Source organism: Pasteurellaceae bacterium RH1A (assembly GCA_012221805.1).
Lineage (GTDB): Bacteria > Pseudomonadota > Gammaproteobacteria > Enterobacterales > Pasteurellaceae > RH1A.
Window position 1 is genome coordinate 1,459,764 of the sequence record CP015195.1, and the last position, 21,539, is coordinate 1,481,302.

15 protein-coding genes and 1 pseudogene are annotated in these 21,539 nt (G+C 46.5%); 5 read left to right on the forward strand and 11 right to left on the reverse strand.

Annotated elements, in window-relative coordinates; genetic code table 11:
• The first annotated feature begins 29 nt into the window (after positions 1-29).
• Positions 30-512, forward strand: a complete 483-nt coding sequence (locus tag A4G20_06860; protein QIW16071.1) for an rRNA maturation RNase YbeY — start codon at positions 30-32, stop codon at positions 510-512.
• Between the two features lie 51 nt (positions 513-563).
• Here the strand turns inward: A4G20_06860 and A4G20_06865 are convergent, their stop codons facing one another.
• Complete coding sequence (locus A4G20_06865) at positions 564-2,072, reverse strand: exopolyphosphatase (GenBank protein ID QIW16072.1); 1,509 nt, start codon at positions 2,070-2,072, stop codon at positions 564-566.
• Between the two features lie 156 nt (positions 2,073-2,228).
• On the opposite strand from A4G20_06865, the gene A4G20_06870 reads away from it, so the two are divergent.
• Positions 2,229-2,738 (forward strand): peptidylprolyl isomerase, encoded by a 510-nt coding sequence (locus A4G20_06870; protein QIW16073.1) that lies wholly within the window; start codon positions 2,229-2,231, stop codon positions 2,736-2,738.
• A 145-nt stretch (positions 2,739-2,883) separates the two neighbouring features.
• Entirely contained in the window at positions 2,884-4,125 is a 1,242-nt protein-coding gene (locus A4G20_06875; protein ID QIW16074.1) for a multifunctional CCA tRNA nucleotidyl transferase/2'3'-cyclic phosphodiesterase/2'nucleotidase/phosphatase, read from the forward strand.
• Between the two features lie 25 nt (positions 4,126-4,150).
• Here the strand turns inward: A4G20_06875 and A4G20_06880 are convergent, their stop codons facing one another.
• From A4G20_06880 to A4G20_06890, 3 genes are all read right to left on the reverse strand, one after another.
• Positions 4,151-4,612, reverse strand: coding sequence for a hypothetical protein (locus tag A4G20_06880; GenBank protein ID QIW16873.1), 462 nt, complete (start codon positions 4,610-4,612; stop codon positions 4,151-4,153).
• A 63-nt stretch (positions 4,613-4,675) separates the two neighbouring features.
• Positions 4,676-5,815 carry a hypothetical protein gene (locus A4G20_06885; GenBank protein ID QIW16075.1) on the reverse strand — a complete coding sequence of 380 codons (1,140 nt, stop codon included), beginning with the start codon at positions 5,813-5,815 and terminating at the stop codon, positions 4,676-4,678.
• A 112-nt stretch (positions 5,816-5,927) separates the two neighbouring features.
• Complete coding sequence (locus tag A4G20_06890; GenBank protein QIW16874.1) at positions 5,928-6,590, reverse strand: adhesin; 663 nt, start codon at positions 6,588-6,590, stop codon at positions 5,928-5,930.
• A gap of 43 nt (positions 6,591-6,633) precedes the next feature.
• On the opposite strand from A4G20_06890, the gene A4G20_06895 reads away from it, so the two are divergent.
• Entirely contained in the window at positions 6,634-9,756 is a 3,123-nt protein-coding gene (locus tag A4G20_06895; GenBank protein QIW16076.1) for a hypothetical protein, read from the forward strand.
• Between the two features lie 218 nt (positions 9,757-9,974).
• Complete coding sequence (locus A4G20_06900; GenBank protein ID QIW16077.1) at positions 9,975-10,220, forward strand: hypothetical protein; 246 nt, start codon at positions 9,975-9,977, stop codon at positions 10,218-10,220.
• 1,728 nt (positions 10,221-11,948) lie between these two features.
• Here the strand turns inward: A4G20_06900 and A4G20_06905 are convergent.
• The 7 genes and pseudogenes from A4G20_06905 to A4G20_06935 form a co-directional block, all read right to left on the reverse strand.
• Positions 11,949-13,091: a tRNA guanosine(34) transglycosylase Tgt gene (locus A4G20_06905; GenBank protein QIW16078.1), complete on the reverse strand. Its 1,143-nt coding sequence runs from the start codon at positions 13,089-13,091 to the stop codon at positions 11,949-11,951.
• A 280-nt stretch (positions 13,092-13,371) separates the two neighbouring features.
• Positions 13,372-14,427, reverse strand: a complete 1,056-nt coding sequence (locus A4G20_06910; GenBank protein ID QIW16079.1) for a protease SohB — start codon at positions 14,425-14,427, stop codon at positions 13,372-13,374.
• 17 nt (positions 14,428-14,444) lie between these two features.
• Positions 14,445-15,245, reverse strand: coding sequence for an ABC transporter ATP-binding protein (locus A4G20_06915; protein QIW16080.1), 801 nt, complete (start codon positions 15,243-15,245; stop codon positions 14,445-14,447).
• Positions 15,238-16,157, reverse strand: a pseudogene (locus A4G20_06920) (ABC transporter permease). The gene A4G20_06915 and the pseudogene A4G20_06920 overlap by 8 nt, the downstream one beginning before the upstream one ends.
• 185 nt (positions 16,158-16,342) lie before the next feature.
• Entirely contained in the window at positions 16,343-18,832 is a 2,490-nt protein-coding gene (locus A4G20_06925; protein ID QIW16081.1) for a restriction endonuclease, read from the reverse strand.
• Between the two features lie 154 nt (positions 18,833-18,986).
• Positions 18,987-20,645 (reverse strand): restriction endonuclease, encoded by a 1,659-nt coding sequence (locus tag A4G20_06930; GenBank protein QIW16082.1) that lies wholly within the window; start codon positions 20,643-20,645, stop codon positions 18,987-18,989.
• The gene (locus A4G20_06935; GenBank protein ID QIW16083.1) at positions 20,626-21,294 is read right to left on the reverse strand and encodes a restriction endonuclease subunit M; all 669 of its coding nucleotides are present in this window, start codon (positions 21,292-21,294) and stop codon (positions 20,626-20,628) included. The genes A4G20_06930 and A4G20_06935 overlap by 20 nt, the downstream gene beginning before the upstream one ends.
• Positions 21,295-21,539: the final 245 nt, after the last annotated feature.

A 21,539-nucleotide genomic window follows, 5' to 3' on the forward strand; every position in this document is an offset into this window, starting at 1 on the left:
CCGCTTGTAACCACTTAATCGAGTAAAACATGACCAACCCAATTATTGATCTTCAACTGGCCAGCCAAAACACGGCTGACTTACCAAGCCTGGAACAATTTACCCTCTGGATAGGCCAGGCCCTGGCCCTAGAAGCCCAAAGCCAGGCTTTCCCCGAAACCGAAATCACCGTCCGCATTGTCGATGAGGCCGAAAGCCAGGACTTAAATTTCACCTACCGAGGCAAGGACAAGCCAACCAATGTCCTTTCCTTCCCCTTTGAAGCCCCAGAAGGCATTGAATTGCCACTCTTGGGTGACTTGATTATCTGCCGTCAGGTGGTGGAAAAAGAGGCGGCGGAACAAGGCATCGGCCTTGAAGCCCACTGGGCGCACTTGGCCGTACACGGGACTTTGCATTTATTGGGTTACGATCATCTAAATGATGAGGAGGCTGAAGAAATGGAAGGCCTAGAAACGGAAATTATGCAGGCCATGGGCTTTGATGATCCCTATTTGAGCGAGAAGGTCTAAGACAAGCGGGTAAATTTTTGCAGATTTTGGCAAATTTTTACCCGCTTGCCCCTACTCCACCAACAGTTCCCAGCCAATCTCCCGCAGGCAGTCCTGTTCTTCAATCAAGTCAGCTAAAACCAGCGGATTATCCGCTAAAAAGTCTGCTGGAAAGGCTAATTTCCAATGGTGGTATTTGGTGGACAGGGTTAGTTTATCTAGGGGCAGGGCCACCGCTTGGCGGGAACGATTGAGTAAAACCGCCAAACGAAAAAGCCGAATTAACGTGATGATGTCACGGTTTTGAAAACGGTTAATGGGGCGAATTTGGCTGCGTTTAAAGGCCTTTTGCTGAAAACGCATAAGGCTGGCCAGCAGGGTCTGCTGTTCGTGGTCAAAGCCTGGCAGCTCGGTGTGGGTCAAAATATAAGCAGCATGGCGGTGGGCAAAGTTGTGGTTGATGGCCAGGCCGATTTCATGCAAGAGGCTGGCTGTGTGCAAAATGCCATACAGCTCATAACGCTGAGGGGCATCTCGCCACATACTTATTTGCTCAAAGAGAACCTTGGCCGTTTCTTGCACCCGCTTGGCCTGAACCTGGTCAATATCAAACTGTAGGGCCAGGGCTTCTGCCGTACGCTGGCGAATATCAGTAACCTGAAAGGCCTTCTCCAGGCCATACATGACCCCTTCCCTTAAAGCACCATTGGAATAACGCATGGCCTCAATATTAAAGGTATGGAAGAGGGCCAGCAAAATAGCCAGGCCTGGCACTAAAACGTCTGCCCGCTCCTCCAGCACGCCCTTCATTTTTAAATCATTGAGGTTGGAAAAGGCTAGGCAACGGGTCACCAGCTCCTGCAAACGGGGTTCAGTGATCTTGCCATCACGATAGCCATTGGCCATCAAGACCTTGCTCACGGTTTTAATGGTGCCAGAAGACCCCAGCACGCACTGCCAGCCCAGTTCTCGGTACTCCCAGGCCAGGTCTTCAATCTTTTCCATGGCCAAATGATAGGCTGCCTCAAAACGCTCCTTGCTCAACTCCCCTTGCGGAAAAAAACGCTTGGCGAAGCTGACACAGCCCATGTGACGGCTTTCTGCCCGCAGGGGTTGAAAATCATCGCCAATGCTCATTTCCGTTGAGCCGCCGCCAATATCCACCACCAGCTTGCGCCCCTTTTCAGGCTGGGTATGGCTGACGCCCGAATATATGAGGCGTGCTTCCTCCTGGCCTGAAATAATCTTGATCTCATAGGGGAAAACCTTGGCTGCCTCCGCCAAGAAGGCTTCCTTATTAACTGCTCGACGCAAGGTATAGGTGCCCACCACCTTGACATTTTCAGGGGCAAAGCCTGCCAAGCGGTCGGCAAACAAGGCCAGACAAGCCACGCCCCGCTCAATGGCCTCTTGGCTGAGAATCCGCTCCTCATTTAAACCATCCGCCAAACGCACCCGCCGCTTGATGCGTGAAAGCACCTGAATGGAGCCATTCACAATGCGGGCAACAATCATATGAAAGCTATTAGAGCCAAGATCAATGGCGGCAAATTCACGAGGCGGCAAAAAATGGGGCTGCATAAGATTCCTTTAATTGGGTTGAGGCGACCTTATTCTAATATAAAAGCCCCAAGAGTTAAGCAAAATTTGCAAGTTTTTAAGAAAAATAGGCCGCTTGTAAGAAGCTGCCCAAAAACTTTGTTATAATGCCCTATTTCTACTCCCATAAGGAACATTATGATTACACTACACACCAACTTTGGCGACATTAAAATCGCCCTAAACCATGAAAAAGCGCCAAATACGGCCGACAACTTTGAACAATACTGCCGTGATGGCTTCTACAACAACACCATTTTCCACCGTGTGATTGACGGTTTTATGATCCAAGGCGGCGGTATGGAACCTGGCCTTCTTGAAAAGCCAACCCGTGCGCCCATTAAAAACGAGGCCAATAATGGCTTGAGCAATATTAAAGGCTCAATTGCTATGGCTCGTACGTCTGACCCACATTCCGCCACCGCCCAGTTCTTTATTAACGTGGCCGACAACACCTTCTTAGACTACCGTGCCAAAGAGATGTTTGGTCGTGAAGTGGTGCAAGAATGGGGCTATGCCGTCTTCGGCCAAGTAGTTGAGGGCATGGATGTGGTTGAGAAAATCAAGGGCGTGAAAACGGGTAACAAGGGTTTTCACCAAGATGTCCCGACTGAAGATGTGATTATCACGTCAGTGACGGTTGAATAAATTTTCTTTTAGTTCCCCCCCTCCGCCTTCGGCACATCCCCCCGTAAACGGGGGAGGGAAGTTCATCAAGATATTCAAGTACCTTTCGCTCCCCCTGCTTGCGGGGGAGCTGCCGAAGGCTGAGGGGGGCATAACCTATATTCCCATGCAAATCTACCTCGTTGGCGGCGCTGTCCGTGATAAATTATTAGGCCTGCCCGTCAAAGATCGGGACTGGCTGGTGGTGGGTGCCAAACCTGAAACCCTACTTGCCCAAGGCTTTGAACAGGTCGGCAAGGACTTCCCTGTCTTTCTCCACCCCCAAACCCACGAAGAATATGCCCTAGCCCGCACCGAACGCAAAAATGGCACAGGCTACCACGGCTTTAGCTGCGACTTCACCCCAGATGTCACCCTAGAGCAAGACCTGCTTCGCCGAGATTTAACCATCAACGCCATGGCAGAAGATGAAAAAGGCCAAATCATCGACCCATATCATGGCCAACAAGACCTAGCCAACCGCCTCTTACGCCATGTCTCCCCTGCCTTTGCCGAAGATCCGCTACGGGTTTTGCGGCTAGCTCGCTTTGCTGCCCGTTTTTATAGACAAGGCTTTGCCATTGCAGCTGAAACCCTGGCGCTTATGCAAGAGATGGTAAAAGCGGGCGAGCTGACTCATCTGACGGCTGAACGGGTCTGGCTTGAAACCCAAAAGGCCTTTCAAACGGATCATCTTCATATCTATTTTGAGGTCTTACGGGAAGTCGGTGCGCTTGAAGTTCTCTTTCCTGAATTAGCCAGGCTTTTCGGCGTGCCTCAGCCAGAAAAACATCACCCTGAAATCGACAGCGGCATCCACACCCTTATGGCCATGGCTCAAGCCAAGCGTTTAAGCCCCCTGGCCAATAACCCAGAAGCCCTGATCTTCGCCCTGCTCTGCCATGATCTAGGCAAGGGCTTAACACCTAAAGACATTCTACCCCACCATTACGGGCATGAAAAAGCTGGCCTCAAACCAACAGAAGCCCTCTGCAATAGGCTCAAAGTGCCAAGTGAGGTCAAGGACTTTGCTAAACTTGTCACGGAATTTCACACCCACATCCACAAAATCGCTGAGCTACGGCCTGAAACCGTGGTCAAGCTCTTTAATCACTTAGATATCTGGCGTAAACCTGCCCGCTTTGAGGATTTCCTCCTGGCCTGCGAAGCTGACGCCAGAGGGCGATTAGGTTTTGAAAATCGAGATTACCCACAGCGGGAATATGCCCGCCAGCTCTACCTTGCCGCCAACCAAGTAGATGTACAGGCCGTTATTCAAGACGGTTTTGAAAAACAGGCTATTCGGGAAGAGTTAAACAAGCGGAGAAAAGGGGCCATAGCCCAGTGGAAACAGGCACAAAAAAAATAGGAACCTCAGGTTCCTATTTTTATCTCTACAGGCTTCTACGTTCAGCCATGATCTTGCCCATGGCTGCCAGCTCATCTTCCGCCAAATGCTGTTTGCCTAGCTCAAAGAGCGGCTCTTCAATGGCAATATGGACATCATAACCAGCCACAAACTTCTGAATAAGTTCCCGATCAACATTGTCTCGGTTGCCTGCCAAGAGAGCTTCTAGCTGCTCTCTCAACAAGGCCCAATTGTGGTGCAGCTCATGATGCTGGCTTTCCAGGGTATCAATATCGGCCTGAGCCTCAGGTGCAGCCTTGGCCAGGGCTGGGAAGAAATCTTTTTCCTCATCATCGTGATGAAGGGGTGCCGCCTTGTTAAAATAATTTAAGATCTGCTGCACATCATTTTTGACTGCTTGGTTAATGCCATGCTGGGCCAAATAATCCGGCAAGATCTGCAACTGCTTACAAAAAGCCTTAACCCGCCCGTGGCAGGCATAAAGCATTTCAATGGGTTCATCCCAGGTCACAAAATTTTGGGGGAGAGTTGTTGGATCATAAATTTCCTTTTATTCTTCAAATAAACGTTTTAATTCTTTTTCGTAAAGATAAACATTAACAGGATTAGTTGGTAAAAGCGACTCGAGGTATTCATTGGCTCTTTTCACATAAGCCTCATGTTGCTTATCGTGGTTTTCAATCACATCTAATAAGACTTTAGCTCCTTCAAAAGCATCAAATTCAGGGTAATAATAACCTACTCCCTTGGGTAAGAAAGGCGAATTATGGATCAGGGGATAACCACCATAAAGAATATCATTATAGGCATTATTTAAGCCATTTTCCCATTGGTGACTCACGACAATATCCACATAACGTGTTAAGTAATCAGGCAATTGATAACGTCTTTCAACCGTCATAATATCATCTCTTACCAATTCTGTTCGCCCAATAAAATTAAAAAAGGTCGGATTGTCTTTCTTGTTATAGGTATTACAGGCGTAAAAATGTTTGATTTTTTCGGGAGCTGTGCGGTAAGCCTGTTCACAAATAAGAATCGGGGTAAAACAGGTTTTAACTACATTACTATTAGGTTCAAAGCAGGCTAGGCGCTTACTCTTTTGAGATAAATCGGGCTTATAGCCAAATTTAAGCTGATACTTATCATCTAAATTTTTAATCACCTTATCACAAAAAATAGGTGACCAAATATAAGGAACTATATACGATTCGCAATGTTGCATAATGGATAAGTATGAGCGACACATCTTATCATGGTGGGGCAACATCCAAATAGCATCAAACTTGGCCCCATTAAAAAGTCGGCCAGCACGACGGTCAAAGAGGAAATACTCTACATCCATGATATAGCTATTCCCCATCTTATAAGAAACCACCTTACCACCATGGCTATGCATACGCCTAACTTGGGAGGGTTCAATAGTAATACTGCCCTCAATAAGCACATCTAGATCATCGATCACATCATTGACATAGGCAAACTTCAGATCCATTCCATCCAACATAAAGCCACTTGGCGGTGTAGTGGTATTCTCCAGCCCCCAAGAGACTAAATAGATATCCTCAACCAGATCAGAAGATTTAAATAAGGTATAGAGATGAATCACATTCTGATTAACCCCATTAGACCAAATATCCTTTACTTCGGCCTCTAAATTAAAGGTAATCCCAAGTTTATATTTACGCATTAGCACTCCTTTTTAATTCTTTTAGATCAAAACACCTTGTACGCTGATCTAAAAGAATTAAAAGCTCCCCTAGGGGACTAGGGAAGCTTTGCTCAAGGTTAAGATTTAAGGCTTATTTCCACTGATAACCAACGCCAGCCCCGAAGTTATAATCACCTTGGGTTGTCGCAGCACCACTGAACTTAATAATCACCTTGTTATTATCACTCAGTTTGGAATACCCTACAGCAACAGCACTTTGGCCATTATAAGAACCAACGCCTACCCCTACAAGGTTTGCACCTGTTTGAGTAACTTGTGGAATATTTGCGATCGCTGTTGCTCCTGCAATACCACCTCGTAATTTCTTATCGGCTTTTCTTAAGTCTTTGCGAACAGCATTGATAGAATTATCAACATAGCGTTTATTGACGGCATCTGTTCCTTTTACAGGATCTGCCACATTCGTTACACGTCGCTCTTTACCAACACTACCAACCGAAACCGTATTGATCTCATTCGCAATCGATCCCTGGCCTAGAGCAACTGAATTCTCTGCTGTTGCCTGAGCATTTTGCCCTACAGCGGTTGAATTTGTACCCGTTGCTTTTGCACCATTACCGTTGGCTGTCGAATTTTTACCCGTGGCTTTTGCACTATGGCCAGTAGCCGTAGATTTCTCACCACTAGCATCAGAACCATATCCTAAAGATGTACTATCTTGTCCATTGGCTTTAGCACTTTCTGCTCCGCTAGTGTTATCTGCTGCAAATGCTGTTTTGCCATCTGCACTAATTAAGCCTGACTTCTCAATGGTCTGAACTGAATCAGAAGCTGCTTTGGCAGAGTCTGAAGCTGAATCTGCTGACTTAGCAGAGTCCGAAGCTGATTTTTCAGAGTCGCTGGCGGACTTGGCAGAGTCAGAAGCTGAATCTGATGCAGAGTCTGCTGATTTAGCGGAATCTGAAGCCGATTTTGCAGAGTCGCTGGCGGACTTAGCAGAATCAGAAGCTGAATCTGATGCAGAGTCTGCTGATTTAGCGGAATCTGAAGCTGATTTAGCTGAGTCGCTGGCGGACTTAGCAGAATCAGAGGATGAATCTGATGCAGAGTCTGCGGACTTAGCTGAGTCTGAAGCCGATTTAGCTGAATCACTGGCTGACTTAGCAGAATCAGAGGCTGAATCTGATGCAGAGTCTGCTGATTTAGCGGAATCTGAAGCCGATTTAGCTGAATCACTGGCGGACTTAGCAGAATCAGAAGCTGAATCTGATGCAGAGTCTGCTGATTTAGCCGAGTCTGAAGCTGATTTTTCAGAGTCACTGGCTGACTTGGCAGAATCAGAGGCTGAATCTGATGCAGAGTCTGCTGACTTAGCCGAGTCTGAAGCTGATTTTGCAGAATCGCTAGCGGATTTAGCAGAATCAGAGGCGGAATCTGATGCAGAGTCTGCTGATTTAGCCGAATCTGAAGCTGATTTAGCTGAATCACTGGCTGACTTGGCAGAATCAGAGGCTAAATCTGATGCAGAGTCTGCTGACTTAGCCGAGTCTGAAGCTGATTTTGCAGAATCGCTAGCGGATTTAGCAGAATCAGAGGCGGAATCTGATGCAGAGTCTGCTGACTTAGCCGAGTCTGAAGCTGATTTTGCAGAATCGCTAGCGGATTTAGCAGAATCAGAAGCTGAATCTGATGCAGAGTCTGCTGATTTAGCCGAGTCTGAAGCCGATTTAGCTGAATCACTGGCTGACTTAGCAGAATCAGAGGCCGAGTCTGATGCAGAGTCTGCGGACTTAGCCGAGTCTGAAGCTGATTTAGCTGAGTCGCTGGCGGACTTAGCAGAATCAGAAGCTGAATCTGATGCAGCATCTGCTGATTTAGCCGAGTCTGAAGCCGATTTAGCTGAGTCGCTGGCTGACTTAGCAGAATCAGAAGCTGAATCTGATGCAGAGTCTGCGGACTTAGCTGAGTCTGAAGCCGATTTAGCTGAATCACTGGCGGACTTAGCAGAATCAGAAGCTGAATCTGATGCAGAGTCTGCTGATTTAGCGGAATCTGAAGCCGATTTTGCAGAGTCGCTGGCTGACTTAGCAGAATCAGAGGCCGAGTCTGATGCAGCATCTGCTGATTTAGCCGAGTCTGAAGCCGATTTAGCTGAGTCGCTGGCGGACTTAGCAGAATCAGAAGCTGAATCTGATGCAGAGTCTGCTGATTTAGCCGAATCTGAAGCCGATTTAGCTGAGTCGCTGGCTGACTTGGTAGAATCAGAGGCCGAGTCTGATGCAGCATCTGCTGACTTAGCTGAGTCTGAAGCTGATTTTGCAGAATCAGAAGCTGAATCTGATGCAGAGTCTGCTGATTTAGCAGAGTCCGAAGCTGATTTAGCAGAGTCCGAAGCTGATTTAGCTGAGTCACTGGCGGACTTAGCAGAATCAGAAGCTGAATCTGATGCAGAGTCTGCTGATTTAGCGGAATCTGAAGCCGATTTAGCTGAATCACTGGCTGACTTAGCAGAATCAGAAGCTGAATCTGATGCAGAGTCTGCTGATTTAGCGGAATCTGAAGCCGATTTTGCAGAGTCGCTGGCGGACTTAGCAGAATCAGAAGCTGAATCTGATGCAGAGTCTGCTGATTTAGCGGAATCTGAAGCTGATTTAGCGGAATCTGAAGCTGATTTAGCTGAGTCGCTGGCAGACTTAGCAGAATCAGAGGCTGAATCTGATGCAGAGTCTGCGGACTTAGCTGAGTCTGAAGCCGATTTAGCTGAATCACTGGCGGACTTAGCAGAATCAGAAGCTGAATCTGATGCAGAGTCTGCTGATTTAGCCGAGTCTGAAGCCGATTTAGCTGAATCACTGGCTGACTTAGCAGAATCAGAGGCCGAGTCTGATGCAGAGTCTGCGGACTTAGCCGAGTCTGAAGCTGATTTAGCTGAGTCGCTGGCGGACTTAGCAGAATCAGAAGCTGAATCTGATGCAGCATCTGCTGATTTAGCCGAGTCTGAAGCCGATTTAGCTGAGTCGCTGGCTGACTTAGCAGAATCAGAAGCTGAATCTGATGCAGAGTCTGCGGACTTAGCTGAGTCTGAAGCCGATTTAGCTGAATCACTGGCGGACTTAGCAGAATCAGAAGCTGAATCTGATGCAGAGTCTGCTGATTTAGCGGAATCTGAAGCCGATTTTGCAGAGTCGCTGGCGGACTTAGCAGAATCAGAAGCTGAATCTGATGCTGAGTCTGCTGATTTAGCGGAATCTGAAGCCGATTTAGCTGAATCACTGGCTGACTTAGCAGAATCAGAAGCTGAATCTGATGCAGAGTCTGCTGATTTAGCGGAATCTGAAGCCGATTTTGCAGAATCGCTAGCGGATTTAGCAGAATCAGAGGCTGAGTCTGATGCAGCATCTGCTGATTTAGCCGAATCTGAAGCCGATTTAGCTGAGTCGCTGGCGGACTTAGCAGAATCAGAGGCTGAATCTGATGCAGCATCCGCTGATTTAGCCGAGTCCGAAGCTGATTTAGCTGAGTCCGAAGCTGATTTAGCTGAGTCGCTGGCTGACTTAGCAGAATCAGAGGCTGAATCTGATGCAGCATCTGCTGATTTAGCCGAATCTGAAGCCGATTTTGCAGAGTCGCTGGCGGACTTAGCAGAATCAGAAGCTGAATCTGATGCCGAGTCTGCTGATTTAGCCGAATCTGAAGCCGATTTAGCTGAGTCGCTGGCGGACTTGGCAGAATCAGAGGCCGAGTCTGATGCAGCATCTGCTGATTTAGCGGAATCTGAAGCCGATTTAGCTGAATCACTGGCTGACTTAGCAGAATCTGAAGCCGAGTCTGACGCTGCCTTAGCAGCATTTTCAGCCTTTTCAACCTGTGAGTTGATCTTATCCAAATTTTCGGTCACTGTTTTCGCAGCATCTGACGCAGCAGAAATAGCTGTTTTAGCCGTATTGGATAAGCCATAAATGATTTTTCCACTTCCATCTGTTGAAACAGAAAGATCTGATGTCGCACCAAAGGTTAAAGCATCATCACCACTTAATCTCCAAGTATCCGCAGTACCCTCTTTTGTTCCCGCTTCACTTTCATCATTTTTAACACTAAAAGTATAGCTGCGTCTATTTAATGCATCTGTCGCAGCTAAAGCAGCAGTTGCGGTGGTATTTGCGGTGTTCGCCACACCTTGGGCATTATTGGCTGTGGTATTTGCAGTATTTGCTACATCTTGAGCATTATTAGCTGTAGTATTTGCAGCATTTGCCACATCTTGGGCATTATTGGCTGTGGCATTTGCGGTATTCGCCACATTTTGGGCATTATTGGCTGTGGCATTTGCGGTATTCGCTACATTTTGGGCGTTATTGGCTGTGGCATTTGCGGTATTCGCTACATTTTGGGCATTATCCGCTGTGGTTTTAACTGCAAATAATTGGCTTCCATTAACCGCTTGTTTGCTATTAGCAGTAACGGTTCCATTAGCCACACCTTCAATAACATTGCCGCCCATATTAACAGTTTTACCTGAGCCAACCGTTAAACCACCATTCGCTGCAATTGAGCCTGCTGCGGTAATGGCACCTGTTGTATTGACTGTCGTAAACGTTGGGGTCATAGAGGTGCTAACCGTAAAGTTTGAGCGACTAAGATTAACATCAATATTATTTCCTGCCATGATTTTTAAGGTACTTCCTGTGCCAACAAAACTACGTTGTCCAGTACTCGTGCCTGAGCCACCATTGCCTGTTTCCACATAAAGACCAACTGCATTGACCGCCTGTACCAAAGTAGCGGTTGTTGCTAGGCCTTCTGTCGTTCCTGGTGCAGCAGCAACCCTTCCTCCATTAACATTAATACGTTGAGTCACAACATCAAATTTAACATCTGACTTATTCTCGCCGTCTGTTACCACTGCAGTAGTAAAGTTTCCATTGGTAAAATTCACTGCACCATTATTATTAATTCTAGATGAGTTACCATTGGCTTGAATATTAAAACCGCTGTTATTTACAAGATGATAAAGCTGGCTGCCGTTAATGGCATCAGTTGAGGTGGCAGAAACATCACCTGCTGCCACATTTTGGATTTGGCGTTCCTTACCTGCTGAACCAATAGAAACTACGCCATTAGCTGTAGAGGCCAGGCCTGCAAAAGAGCCATTTGTTGTCGTACCTCCATCTGCAACGATGGTGTAGTTATTGGCAGTGGCAGATGTTGTTGGGGCGGTTGTTGTTGAACTAACGCCAAGGGCAACGGAGTTAGCACTAGCATTCGCATTTGAACCTAAGGCCAAAGCGTTATTGCCCGTTGTATTACTAAAACTACCTAGTGCAGTTGAGTTCTGACCTTGAACAGTCACGTTATAACCAATACCAACCATATGGCGGTTATTTGTTCTTTCACCTCCATCACCTGCTTTAGCATTTGTACCCAAAACAATAGAACCTAAGCCTACACCCGTTATACGGCTATTAGAACCTATTGCAATCCCTGAGTTAATATCAAAAGAGACATTACTACCTATAGCTATAGCTCCATTTATGGCATTTTGACCGATAGATGAGCCATAGCCAACAACTGTTGCTGCAGATGCAGATGAGTTGGATGAAGAACCCACTACAACAGAATTGGTCTGAGCAGAAAATGAATTTGCACCAGCAACAAGAGAATTACGACCAATAGCACCTGCGGACGACTCTGTTGACCCAAAATTCGTCGTAGAACTTCCCCCTGTATTTGATCCCGTATTCACATGGAAATAGGAATCCGCTGAATATGTATTGGTTGATAAGAACAGTAGCAATGATGAAAAACATAAGGAAAATTTAAATGTTTTACTTAACCCTAAATGCCCTACCTCTAGCGTATGCTCTGTCGATGAGATTTTTACTCTTCCCTTAGCTAGTTCAGAAACGACAACCAAAGACTGAGTCGCTCGATTCCAAATTACCTTAAAGACCTTGTTCATATTAAATTCCTTACATTAAATCAATTAAAATACAATAAACCCCAAATTGCGCTGCGCATTCTATAGTCAAAGTATATGAAATGCAAAAGCAAAACCTTTCTTAGCTATAAAAAAATCACTTATAAATAAAAAGAGCAAGACCTCATCACCCATAATGAGTATCTCACTCCTTCTTTTTAGTATGTTTATATCTTAAACATTACTTTGCAAAGGCGGCACAGGCTTGCCGATTTTTTGGTAGAACTCCACTACAAAATCATCAAAGCGATCGTCCTCAATAGCCTGGCGGATTTGGGCCATGAGGCGTTGGTAGTAACGCAGGTTGTGGATGGTGTTGAGTCTGGCTCCTAGGATTTCGCCGCACTTATCCAAGTGATACAAATAGGCCTTGGTGTAGTTTTTGCAGGTGTAGCAGTCACATTCTGGGTCTAAAGGCGTGATGTCGTTACGGTATTTGGCGTTGCGGATCTTGACAATGCCATCACTGACAAACAAGTGGCCGTTGCGGGCATTGCGAGTTGGCATCACGCAGTCGAACATATCAATGCCTCGGCGAACGCCTTCTACCAAGTCCTCTGGCTTGCCCACGCCCATAAGATAACGGGGCTTGTCAGCTGGGATCTGTGGGCAGACGTATTCCAAAATACGGTGCATATCCTCTTTCGGCTCACCCACGGCCAGGCCGCCTACGGCATAGCCATCAAAGCCGATTTTAACCAGCTCTTCAACCGATACCTTGCGTAATTCTTCATAAACCCCACCCTGGATAATGCCAAAGAGGGCGTTTTGGTTGCCTAGTTCATCAAAGCGATCACGGCTGCGCTTGGCCCAGCGAAGGGACATTTCCATGGATTTCTTGGCATAGTCAAAGGTGGCAGGGTAAGGTGTGCATTCATCAAAAATCATCACAATATCCGAACCCAGGTCGTACTGGATTTCCATAGATTTTTCAGGTGAAAGGAAGATCTTTTCCCCGCTGATTGGGTTTTGGAAGGTTACGCCCTCTTCCTTAATTTTGCGGAGCTTGCCCAGGCTGAAAACCTGGAAGCCGCCTGAGTCGGTCAAAATCGGCCCGTGCCACTGCATAAAATCGTGCAGGTCGCCGTGCATTTTCATGATTTCCTGGCCAGGGCGCAGCCAAAGGTGGAAGGTATTGCCCAGGAGGATTTCTGCCCCCGTGGCCTTAACCTCTTCAGGCGTCATGCCCTTAACCGTGCCATAAGTCCCCACTGGCATAAAGGCCGGGGTTTCAACCGTGTATTCGCCCTTTGGGCGAGAGAAGGTCAGGCGGCCACGGCGGGCATTGCCTGATGTTTTGTGTAATTGGTATTTCATAAGTCCTCAAATAAACAGTTCGAGTCAATATAATCAAGGCTAGAAGCCGATTCCTGTGCCAATGCCGATGCTGCCACCACCATTGCCCACACCAAAAGATCCACCCACGCTGCAAGCTGTTAGGCCGCCAAGAGCGAGAATGAAGAGTAATTTTTTCATGTCAAATCTCGTGTTTAAGAAAAAAGCAAGCGGGGCAAAATCGGGGAAAATTTGCAAGTTTTCATCCCTTTTGACCCGCTTGCTTTATTGTACGATCTTGCCTTGAGATGGCAAGGAGATTTTAATATTTAGGCGAATTTGCCTTATTCAGCAACTTGGCAATCACATTTTCCAGGCTGCTTTCTAGTTTAGCCCCCAATTTATCGGCCAGTTTTTTCTTCTGGAAGAACTTAACCTCAATCACCTCTTTGCTTTCCACAGCCTTGAGAATCACATCATCACTGGTTGAAAGCTCATCCACCAACTGTAAGTCCAAGGCCTGTTGGCCGAACCAGTGTTCGCCTGTGGCGATTTTAGCCATATCTAGCTGCGGGCGGTGCTGGCCAACAAACTGCTTGAAAAGCTCATGGGTTTCTTCCAATTCTTGCTGGAATTTTTGCTTGCTCTTTTCGGTGTTCTCGCCCACTAAGGTGACCGTGCGTTTGTACTCGCCTGCGGTCATCACGTCCACATCCACATCCAGGCGTTTGAGCAAGCGGTGGATATTGGGCACCTGAGCCACCACACCGATTGAACCAATCACTGCAAACGGCGCTGAAACAATCTTATCTGCCACGCAGGCCATCATATAGCCCCCGCTGGCCGCCACCTTGTCCACCGCCACGGTAAGCGGGATATGATGCTGCTTTAAACGCTGCAACTGGGAAGCCGCCAAACCATAGCCATGCACTACTCCGCCTGGGCTTTCCAACTTAATCAACACCTCATCTTTTTCAGGCTTGGCCAGGGAAATAATGGCCGAAATTTCCTCCCGCAGGGAAGAGACAGCACTTGCCATCACATCGCCCTCAAAGTTCAAGACAAAGAGACGGGATTTCTCCTCTTCCGTCTTCTCCTCACCAGCTTTAAGGCGTTTTTTCTCGGCCTTGGCCTTCTCTTTTTCGGCCTTTTTCTCGGCTTTTTCAGCCTGCTTGAGTTCAGCTTCACTTAAAAAGAGCTTGGTCAGATCTTTTTTCTGTTCGCTGTATTTTTCGGTTAAGTTGGTGATTTCAATGGCGCCATCTTCATGCTGCTTGCGGCTGTGAATAATCAGGGCTACCACCAGGGCGACAATGCCAAACACAGTCAGCAGCTCCAATAAAAAGATGCCGTAATTAAGTAATACTTCTTTCCACATAATGTTCCCTTATTTGATTAGTCTGTTGATAACAAAAGCGCATCATCCGCCAGTTTTTCATGCCGGCTCTTTTCAAATAATTGCAAGAGATCAGGCACATCCATCCGCTTGCGCTCCTCGCCGCTGACATCAAAGGCGACCTGGCCTTGATGGAGCATCACCGTCCGATCCCCATAATCCAAGGCCTGACGCATGGAATGGGTGACCATCAAGGTAGTTAGTTGTTGTTCCCGTACGATCTTATTGGTCAGTTCCAGCACAAAGGCCGTGGTTTTAGGGTCAAGGGCTGCAGTGTGTTCGTCTAAGAGCAAGATATTTGAAGGCTGGAGGGAAGCCATAAGCAGGCTTACTGCCTGACGCTGGCCACCTGATAAACGGCCCATGTGGTCAGTTAAACGGTTTTCCAAGCCCAAGCCTAGGAGGGCTAGTTTTTCCCTGAATAACTCCCGCATTTGACGGTTTAGGGCAAAGCCCAGGCCCCGCTTTCTACCCCGTTGGTAGGCCAGTGCCATATTTTCTTCAATGGTCAAACTTTCACAAGTGCCAGCCATAGGATCTTGGAAGACCCGAGCCACCTGGCCTGCCCGCTGCCAACTTTGTTGCTGGCTAACAGGCTTACCCTGAATAAAAATCTCCCCCCTATCCAAACTGCAATCCCCGCTAATGGCATTGAGCATGGTGGACTTCCCTGCCCCATTGCTGCCAATCACCGACACAAATTCACCCGCTTTGACAGACAGGGACAAGCCTCGCAAGACAGGATTTTCAATGGCTGTACCCTTATTAAAGGTAATAAAGAGGTTGTTGAGCTTAATCACGGCGACCTCCTTTGGCGGCTAATATTTTCTGCTTGATTTGCGGCAGGGTCAGCACAATCACCACCAGGAGGGCAGTGACTAGGTTCAGATCCTGCGGGCCAAAGCCAAGGCTATTAAGGGTATCATTATTCAGGGCCATGGCAATAAAAATACGGTATAAGATGGAGCCAACAATCACAGCCGTGGTAAACCAAACCATCCGCTTGACCGAAAAAATGGCCTCGCCGATAATCACCGCCGCCAGGCCAATTACAATGGTGCCCACGCCGATGGAAATATCAAAGCCGCCATTGCTTTGCACATAAAGCGCGCCGGCCAAGGCAATCAGGCCATTGGCAATGGCCATGCCCAGCAGGGTCATCTTGTTAATGGCAATCCCCTGGGCCTTAGCCATACGAGGGTTGGTACCTGTTGCCCGCACGGCCAGGCCGATTTGAGTGGCAAAGAAGAGATCAAAGAGGATCTTGGCAATAATCACCACAAACAGCGCCATCAAAAGCCGTACCAAGGCTAACTGCAAATCATCATGGGCCGTGATGGCATCATAAATGGTTGGATCGCCCAAGAGCGACACATTAGGCTTGCCCATAATGCGTAGGTTGATGGAATAAAGGGCAATCATCATCAAAATGCTGGCCAAGAGCTTTTGAATTTTAAAGCCGATGTGTAGGCTGGCCGTAATAGCCCCAGCCACAAAGCCTGCCAGCATACCCAGCAAGGTGGCCAGCCAAGGATCGACACTGTGCAAAATACACAGCACACAGACCCCGCCCCCAGCGGAAAGCTGCCGTCTGCGGTTAAGTCGGGGAAATCCAGGATCTTATAGGAAATCAACATCCCCAGGGCTACCAGGGCATAAATCAGCCCCAGCTCCACCGCCCCAATCCAGGTTACGTTGTTTAAAAAGAAGATAAAAAAGTCAGTAGGTTGTCCATTTGCTTATCGGGTTTTAAATTTGAGATCATACTATTTTACTAGTACGTTTAAGATGGGAATTTTACGCTATTTTGTCCCGAAAGAAAAACGCAAGCGGGCCAAATTTGCAAGATTTTTGCAAATATAGCCCGCTTGTGGTGGCAAAAGAAGCTAACTTCAGCCTAGCCCAAAAGATCTGACCGTCTTACTCTGGTATTATAAAGCCCAATCCAAGCCTCTTTCTTATCAATGCCGGCATACTCAAGGCTGGCATCTTCATAGCGTTTGAATTTGTAAATGGCATCGTTCATCACACCTGCATTAAATACATTCAATCCAACCAAAAGCGAAAAATCCGCCTGGGTTAGGCCTGTTACCTTGGTAAAGAGTTCAGGTTCTAGCTCTTGAATCACATCTTGCAGGGCGTGTTCACGGTAATCGCTTAAATACATAAAAATCGGCACACGGGTGGCGAATTTGACCAATTTTTCCTGAATTTGCTTACGCAGTGCCTTTTCCTTTTTCTCATCATCAGACAACTGGGCTTTTTCTTCCTTGTCTAGCTCCCGTTCGCTGGCTTGGCGTTTTTTGTTTTTCACGGCTTCAGAACGATTGATGACCACTTGAATCTCGTCATTAAGATTACGGAAATCTTCGATTTTCATTAAAGCATCCATTGCCGTTTGGTTGTTCATCAGGTTTTTCAGAGTAGCATCGTCCACATTAACCAGTAAGGCTGACTGCCAACGGCGTGCCAAAAGCGTTGCCGTTGTGCCACTCATTGCCATATCCAAGAGTTTGCCTGCGTCCACTGCTTCCATTGCCGATCCGTCATAGGCCAGCACAGGCAAGAACTCAATAAATTCCTTAACCTTTTGCTCTGGGCTGATTGGGTCGGTGTTGAGCTGGCAGCTGTAATCGGCGATCTGTTTTAGGGCTCGGTTGGGGGCAAAGTCAAAAACATAGCATTCCTGTTTGATAATGCTCTGCTCGCCTGTTTCACTATCTTTCACCGTCCAAGGGGTTTGCACACGGAAGGCGGCTTGGAAATAGGTTTCAGGTGTGGCGAGATTTCGCAGCATAAAGATCCCCGTCCAAGCTGGCACAGAAATCCCTGTGGTGAGTTTGCCACAGGTCAGCGTAATAGACTTGCTAGCAAGCGGGTTATTTTTCATCGCTTTTTGCACAGGTTTGAGTGCCTCTGCCCCAATGCCTGCTTGTGTGCCTGCGGCGGTAATAATTTCGTAGTCTTGGTAAAAACGGTTATGGGGCTGTTTAAGTAAATTGGCCATCGCATAACAACTAGAAACATTGGGCAAAAACCAAAGGGTATGTAAAAGATTACCAAGTAAACGTGGATTACTAAAAGGCATTGGTGTTCTTTCATCTTTTCTTATTTTAAGATTTACCAAGTGCATTTCGTCCAAATTATCCCGAATTAAGTCCAGCCATTTTTGCACATAGATCTCGTGCTTAAAGCGTGCCTTGTCGCCACTGCCCTCTGCCTTAAAAAACTCGTTCAGATCGAACTCGTTAAACTCACCTTTTAGGGCAATATGACGTACAGTTTCAGGCAGCTGATAGGTCAAAAGCATCATCTTAGGCAGGGCGGCATACGGATTATTTGCAGATTGCCAGGCTAATTTAGCCGCTTGTTCATCGGAATAGGTCCAGTTAAAGATCTGCTCTTCAATAAACTCGCCCGAACCAATGGCTCGGAAAGGGGTGCCTGATAGGTAGAGATAGTGATCGGTGGTAATGGGCAAGAGTTCTTCATCAAAATAGTCCACAGTGGCCACTTCCATTTCTGCCAGCTCTTCTTGAATGGATTTCTGCTCGTTCTCTTCGTCTTTAGCGAACAAGCCCTTGGCATTGTCCCGCCAGGCTCCGTAGTGGTATTCATCAAAAATCACGCAATCCCAGTTGATGGTGTGGATTTCTTGGTTTTTGAACTTAATTCCGCCATTTTTGGTTTTACCCAAAACATCTTGAAAAGACGCAAAATAGACCATTGGGCGGTTTTTATCATAATCGTTTAGGCCCAATTCGCTGGTACGGCTGATAAACTGCCAGCCGTTAAAATCGCTATGGCTTTCCAAATCTTCCTGCCAGGCACTGACCACCGCAGGCTTAAAGGTTAAAATCAACACCCTGTGCCAGTTCATTCGCTTGGCAAGCTGGTAAGACGCAAAGGTTTTACCAAACCGCATTTTGGCATTCCAAAGAAAGTGCGGGGTTTTGTCTTGGTAAGCGGGGTCGCTTTTAACCTGCTCAAAATATCGGGCGGTTTTTTCCACCGCTCTTTCTTGTTCAGGGCGCATTTTAAAATCTGCGGTACGGCTACGCTCAAAAGTGCGGTTGTTTTTGACGTTTAAAATGGCGTTTTTTAGGGTATCTAAATCGCATTCAAACCATTCGCCTTCAATACGATTTACGCCCATTTTTTGTAATTCTTTATGAACAGCGAAATCCTTAAAATAAGTACCGTCTGATTTTATTGCCGTATCTTCAAATTCCAAGTGCCAGCTTTGGTTAGGGGTGATGGTGGGATATTGCTGTTTAATCCGTTCCAGTACATCTTGTTCGGTATAGCCAATTTTCAGGCAACCTGCAAAACGGCTGTCGGAATAGGCGTAGATTTTTGGGGTGTGGATGGGGTTGAAGGTTGTCATATTTTTTGCCTTAAAATTCTGAATTATTAAGAAACTTCTGAGAAACCAAATGCGTTTAGTAGGGACGCACTGCGTGCGTCCGTGCGATATTCTTGCTGCGATGATGTTTGCGGACGCATGCAATGCGTCCCTACCAATCACATTAAATCAAATTTTATGCGTTTGCCAATAAGTCGCCTTGATCCGCTTTTTTACTACGGGCTTTCTTCGGCTTTTCTCCGCTATCCATAGGACGGATCATACTTTCGATAAATTCAATTTCTTGCTTGCTTAAACCGTATTTCACATAAAGTTCAGCGTCTGTCCAAGGTTTAGAAAAGTCTTGCATTGGGACAAACTCATAAGCTCGTCTTGTTGCATGTTGAGTATTTTTCTTCAAGGTCAGCATAAAATGAAGAAATTTTGTTTCAATATAACTCATCACATTCTGGCAAATATCTTCATTATCAAAAGGTCCAATTACCAAATAAGTTTCTGTACAAGCTGTATTTAATCCCGCATAAATAGGATTAACCTTATCCGTTTTACCATCACCTGTACCAACAGCATAAGGAACGATCACTTTATGCCTGAAAATCCATTCTCTTCCTTTAGGAATATCATCCAAGGTTACATAGGAAGAACCTTTATTTTGAAATAAGAACACATTATCCAATCTGTCTTTATAAGGCTTAGGACTACCCTTAAAAAAGGTTCTTAGTCCAAAGGGTTTCGCACCACTAATTAGTTCACTAAAACTCGGCTCATTAAATTTCTGCACCTTTCTTAAAATCGAAATGGCTTGGTTATAACGAATAAAGACATCAATGCCTTCTTCTTTTAAAGGGCGTTTCGCCTGTGAAATACATTCCTTATTTTCATAGGTAAAGACTTCGCAATCGCCTTGATAGTCGTTTTGCCATAGGAAATAATTGACCCCGCCCTTGATTTCTACATTCTCAAAACAATCCTTGGAATTAGGGAAGTCGTGGATCTGTTTAATACGTTTATCTGCCAGCATTTCATCACGGAATTTGTCCAAGCCTTTGCCGCCTGCAAACCAGCGGCTTGGGGTAATCATCACGAGATAATTTGGATTAAGCTTTTTGGCTTGTTCAATAAAGTAATGATAAATGGGGGCGGCACTTGCTCCTGCTCCGCCGTCGTCCAGCTGATAAGGCGGATTGCCAATAATCACATCAAATTTCATCGTTAAAATATCCTTAAAATCATCTTCTTTTTCTGTATGGATAAAGGCATAGGCGTGGTTTTCTAGCCCTTGTCGGCTTCCAAATACGCTTTCGCTAGCTCCGCATTCAGTACATTTGCCATTTTCAAATTGGTGTTTGACCTGCCCGAACAGGATATTGCCCTTTTCGTTGCTAAATTCAGTACAAATGGAAAAAGGCGAGTTGGCCACCTTGGCACAATAAACACTACGGCGAGAGAGCAAGGCGGTGAGTTCGGTAATGGCGATGCCAAAAACCTGCTTGTGCAAGATATGGTTAATACGGGCCTGTTCATCGGGGATTTGCGATTTTAGCCCGGCATTTAACCGCTTGACGATCTCCCGCAAAAACACACCCGACTTGCAGACGGGGTCAAGAAAGGTCGCCTTGGGGTTAGACCAGAGTTCATTAGGCAGCAGATCCAACATTCGGTTGGCCAGTCTTGGCGAAGTGAAAACTTCATCATTGGAAAGGTTGGACAGGCAATCCAGCACATCGGGGTTGTAGGTTTCGCTAAAAAGCGAGAGTTGCCCCAACGGTTGGGCTTCTAGCTGGTGGATTTTGTCTAATGCCTGATTAATTTCATTATTTATTTCGTTGCTCATTAGGCACTCCCTGTGGTAAATCTAAATAAAAAATGGGGCGGAAATCTTGGTAGGATTGGAATTGATCTTCTTTATCTACCAATTTTTGGTAGATATAGTCGTGGCGTTTGATTTGAGTTGGGCCAACAAAGCTCCATTCGCTAAAGATAATGGGCTGATCGGTGTCTTGTTGTTGGCTGTCCACCTGTTTTAGGCTCAGGGCATTGCCCTGCACGATGTTTTTACCCAGCACAAATTGTGCTACGTCCAACACCTGTGGGTTGGTTTGGCTAAAATGGCTTTGGTAGTGTTCGAGAAAAATATGGAATAAACGCAGACGGCATTCCGCCACGTTATCGGATAAAAGCTCAATGCCGTAAATATGGCAAAGGGCCTCAATGGCTAAACGCTCGTAATGGGTTTGGGCATATTTGGGGGATTTTTGGCTTTTGTTGATTTGCGATTGGCTCAAGCAAACGGTAAGTTTTCGGCGGAGAATTTCCACCAAGAAATTCCCCGTACCGCAGGCTGGCTCTAAGAAACGGGCGTTAATGCGTTCGCTTTGGACTTTAACCAAGTCAAGCATTGCCTTGACTTCACGATCCGCCGTGAAGACTTCGCCGTGATCGGCAATACGTTGTTTGGATTTGGTTTGGGCGGTCTTGGTCATAGGCGACCGCCTTGAGGGGGATTTAGATTAGAAAGATCGCTATGCGTGCGTGCGTGCGTGCGTGCGTGCGTGCGTGCGTGCGTGCGTGCGTGCGTGCGTGCGTGCGTGCGTGCGTGCGTGCGTGCGTGCGTGCGTGCGTGATTATTGTCTGAAGTGTTTTAAGGATTGCAAGCATTTTTACGAATTCAAGATTAGATAATTTTGACGAGGAATTTTACGCTATTTGACCTTGAAAGAGCAATGCA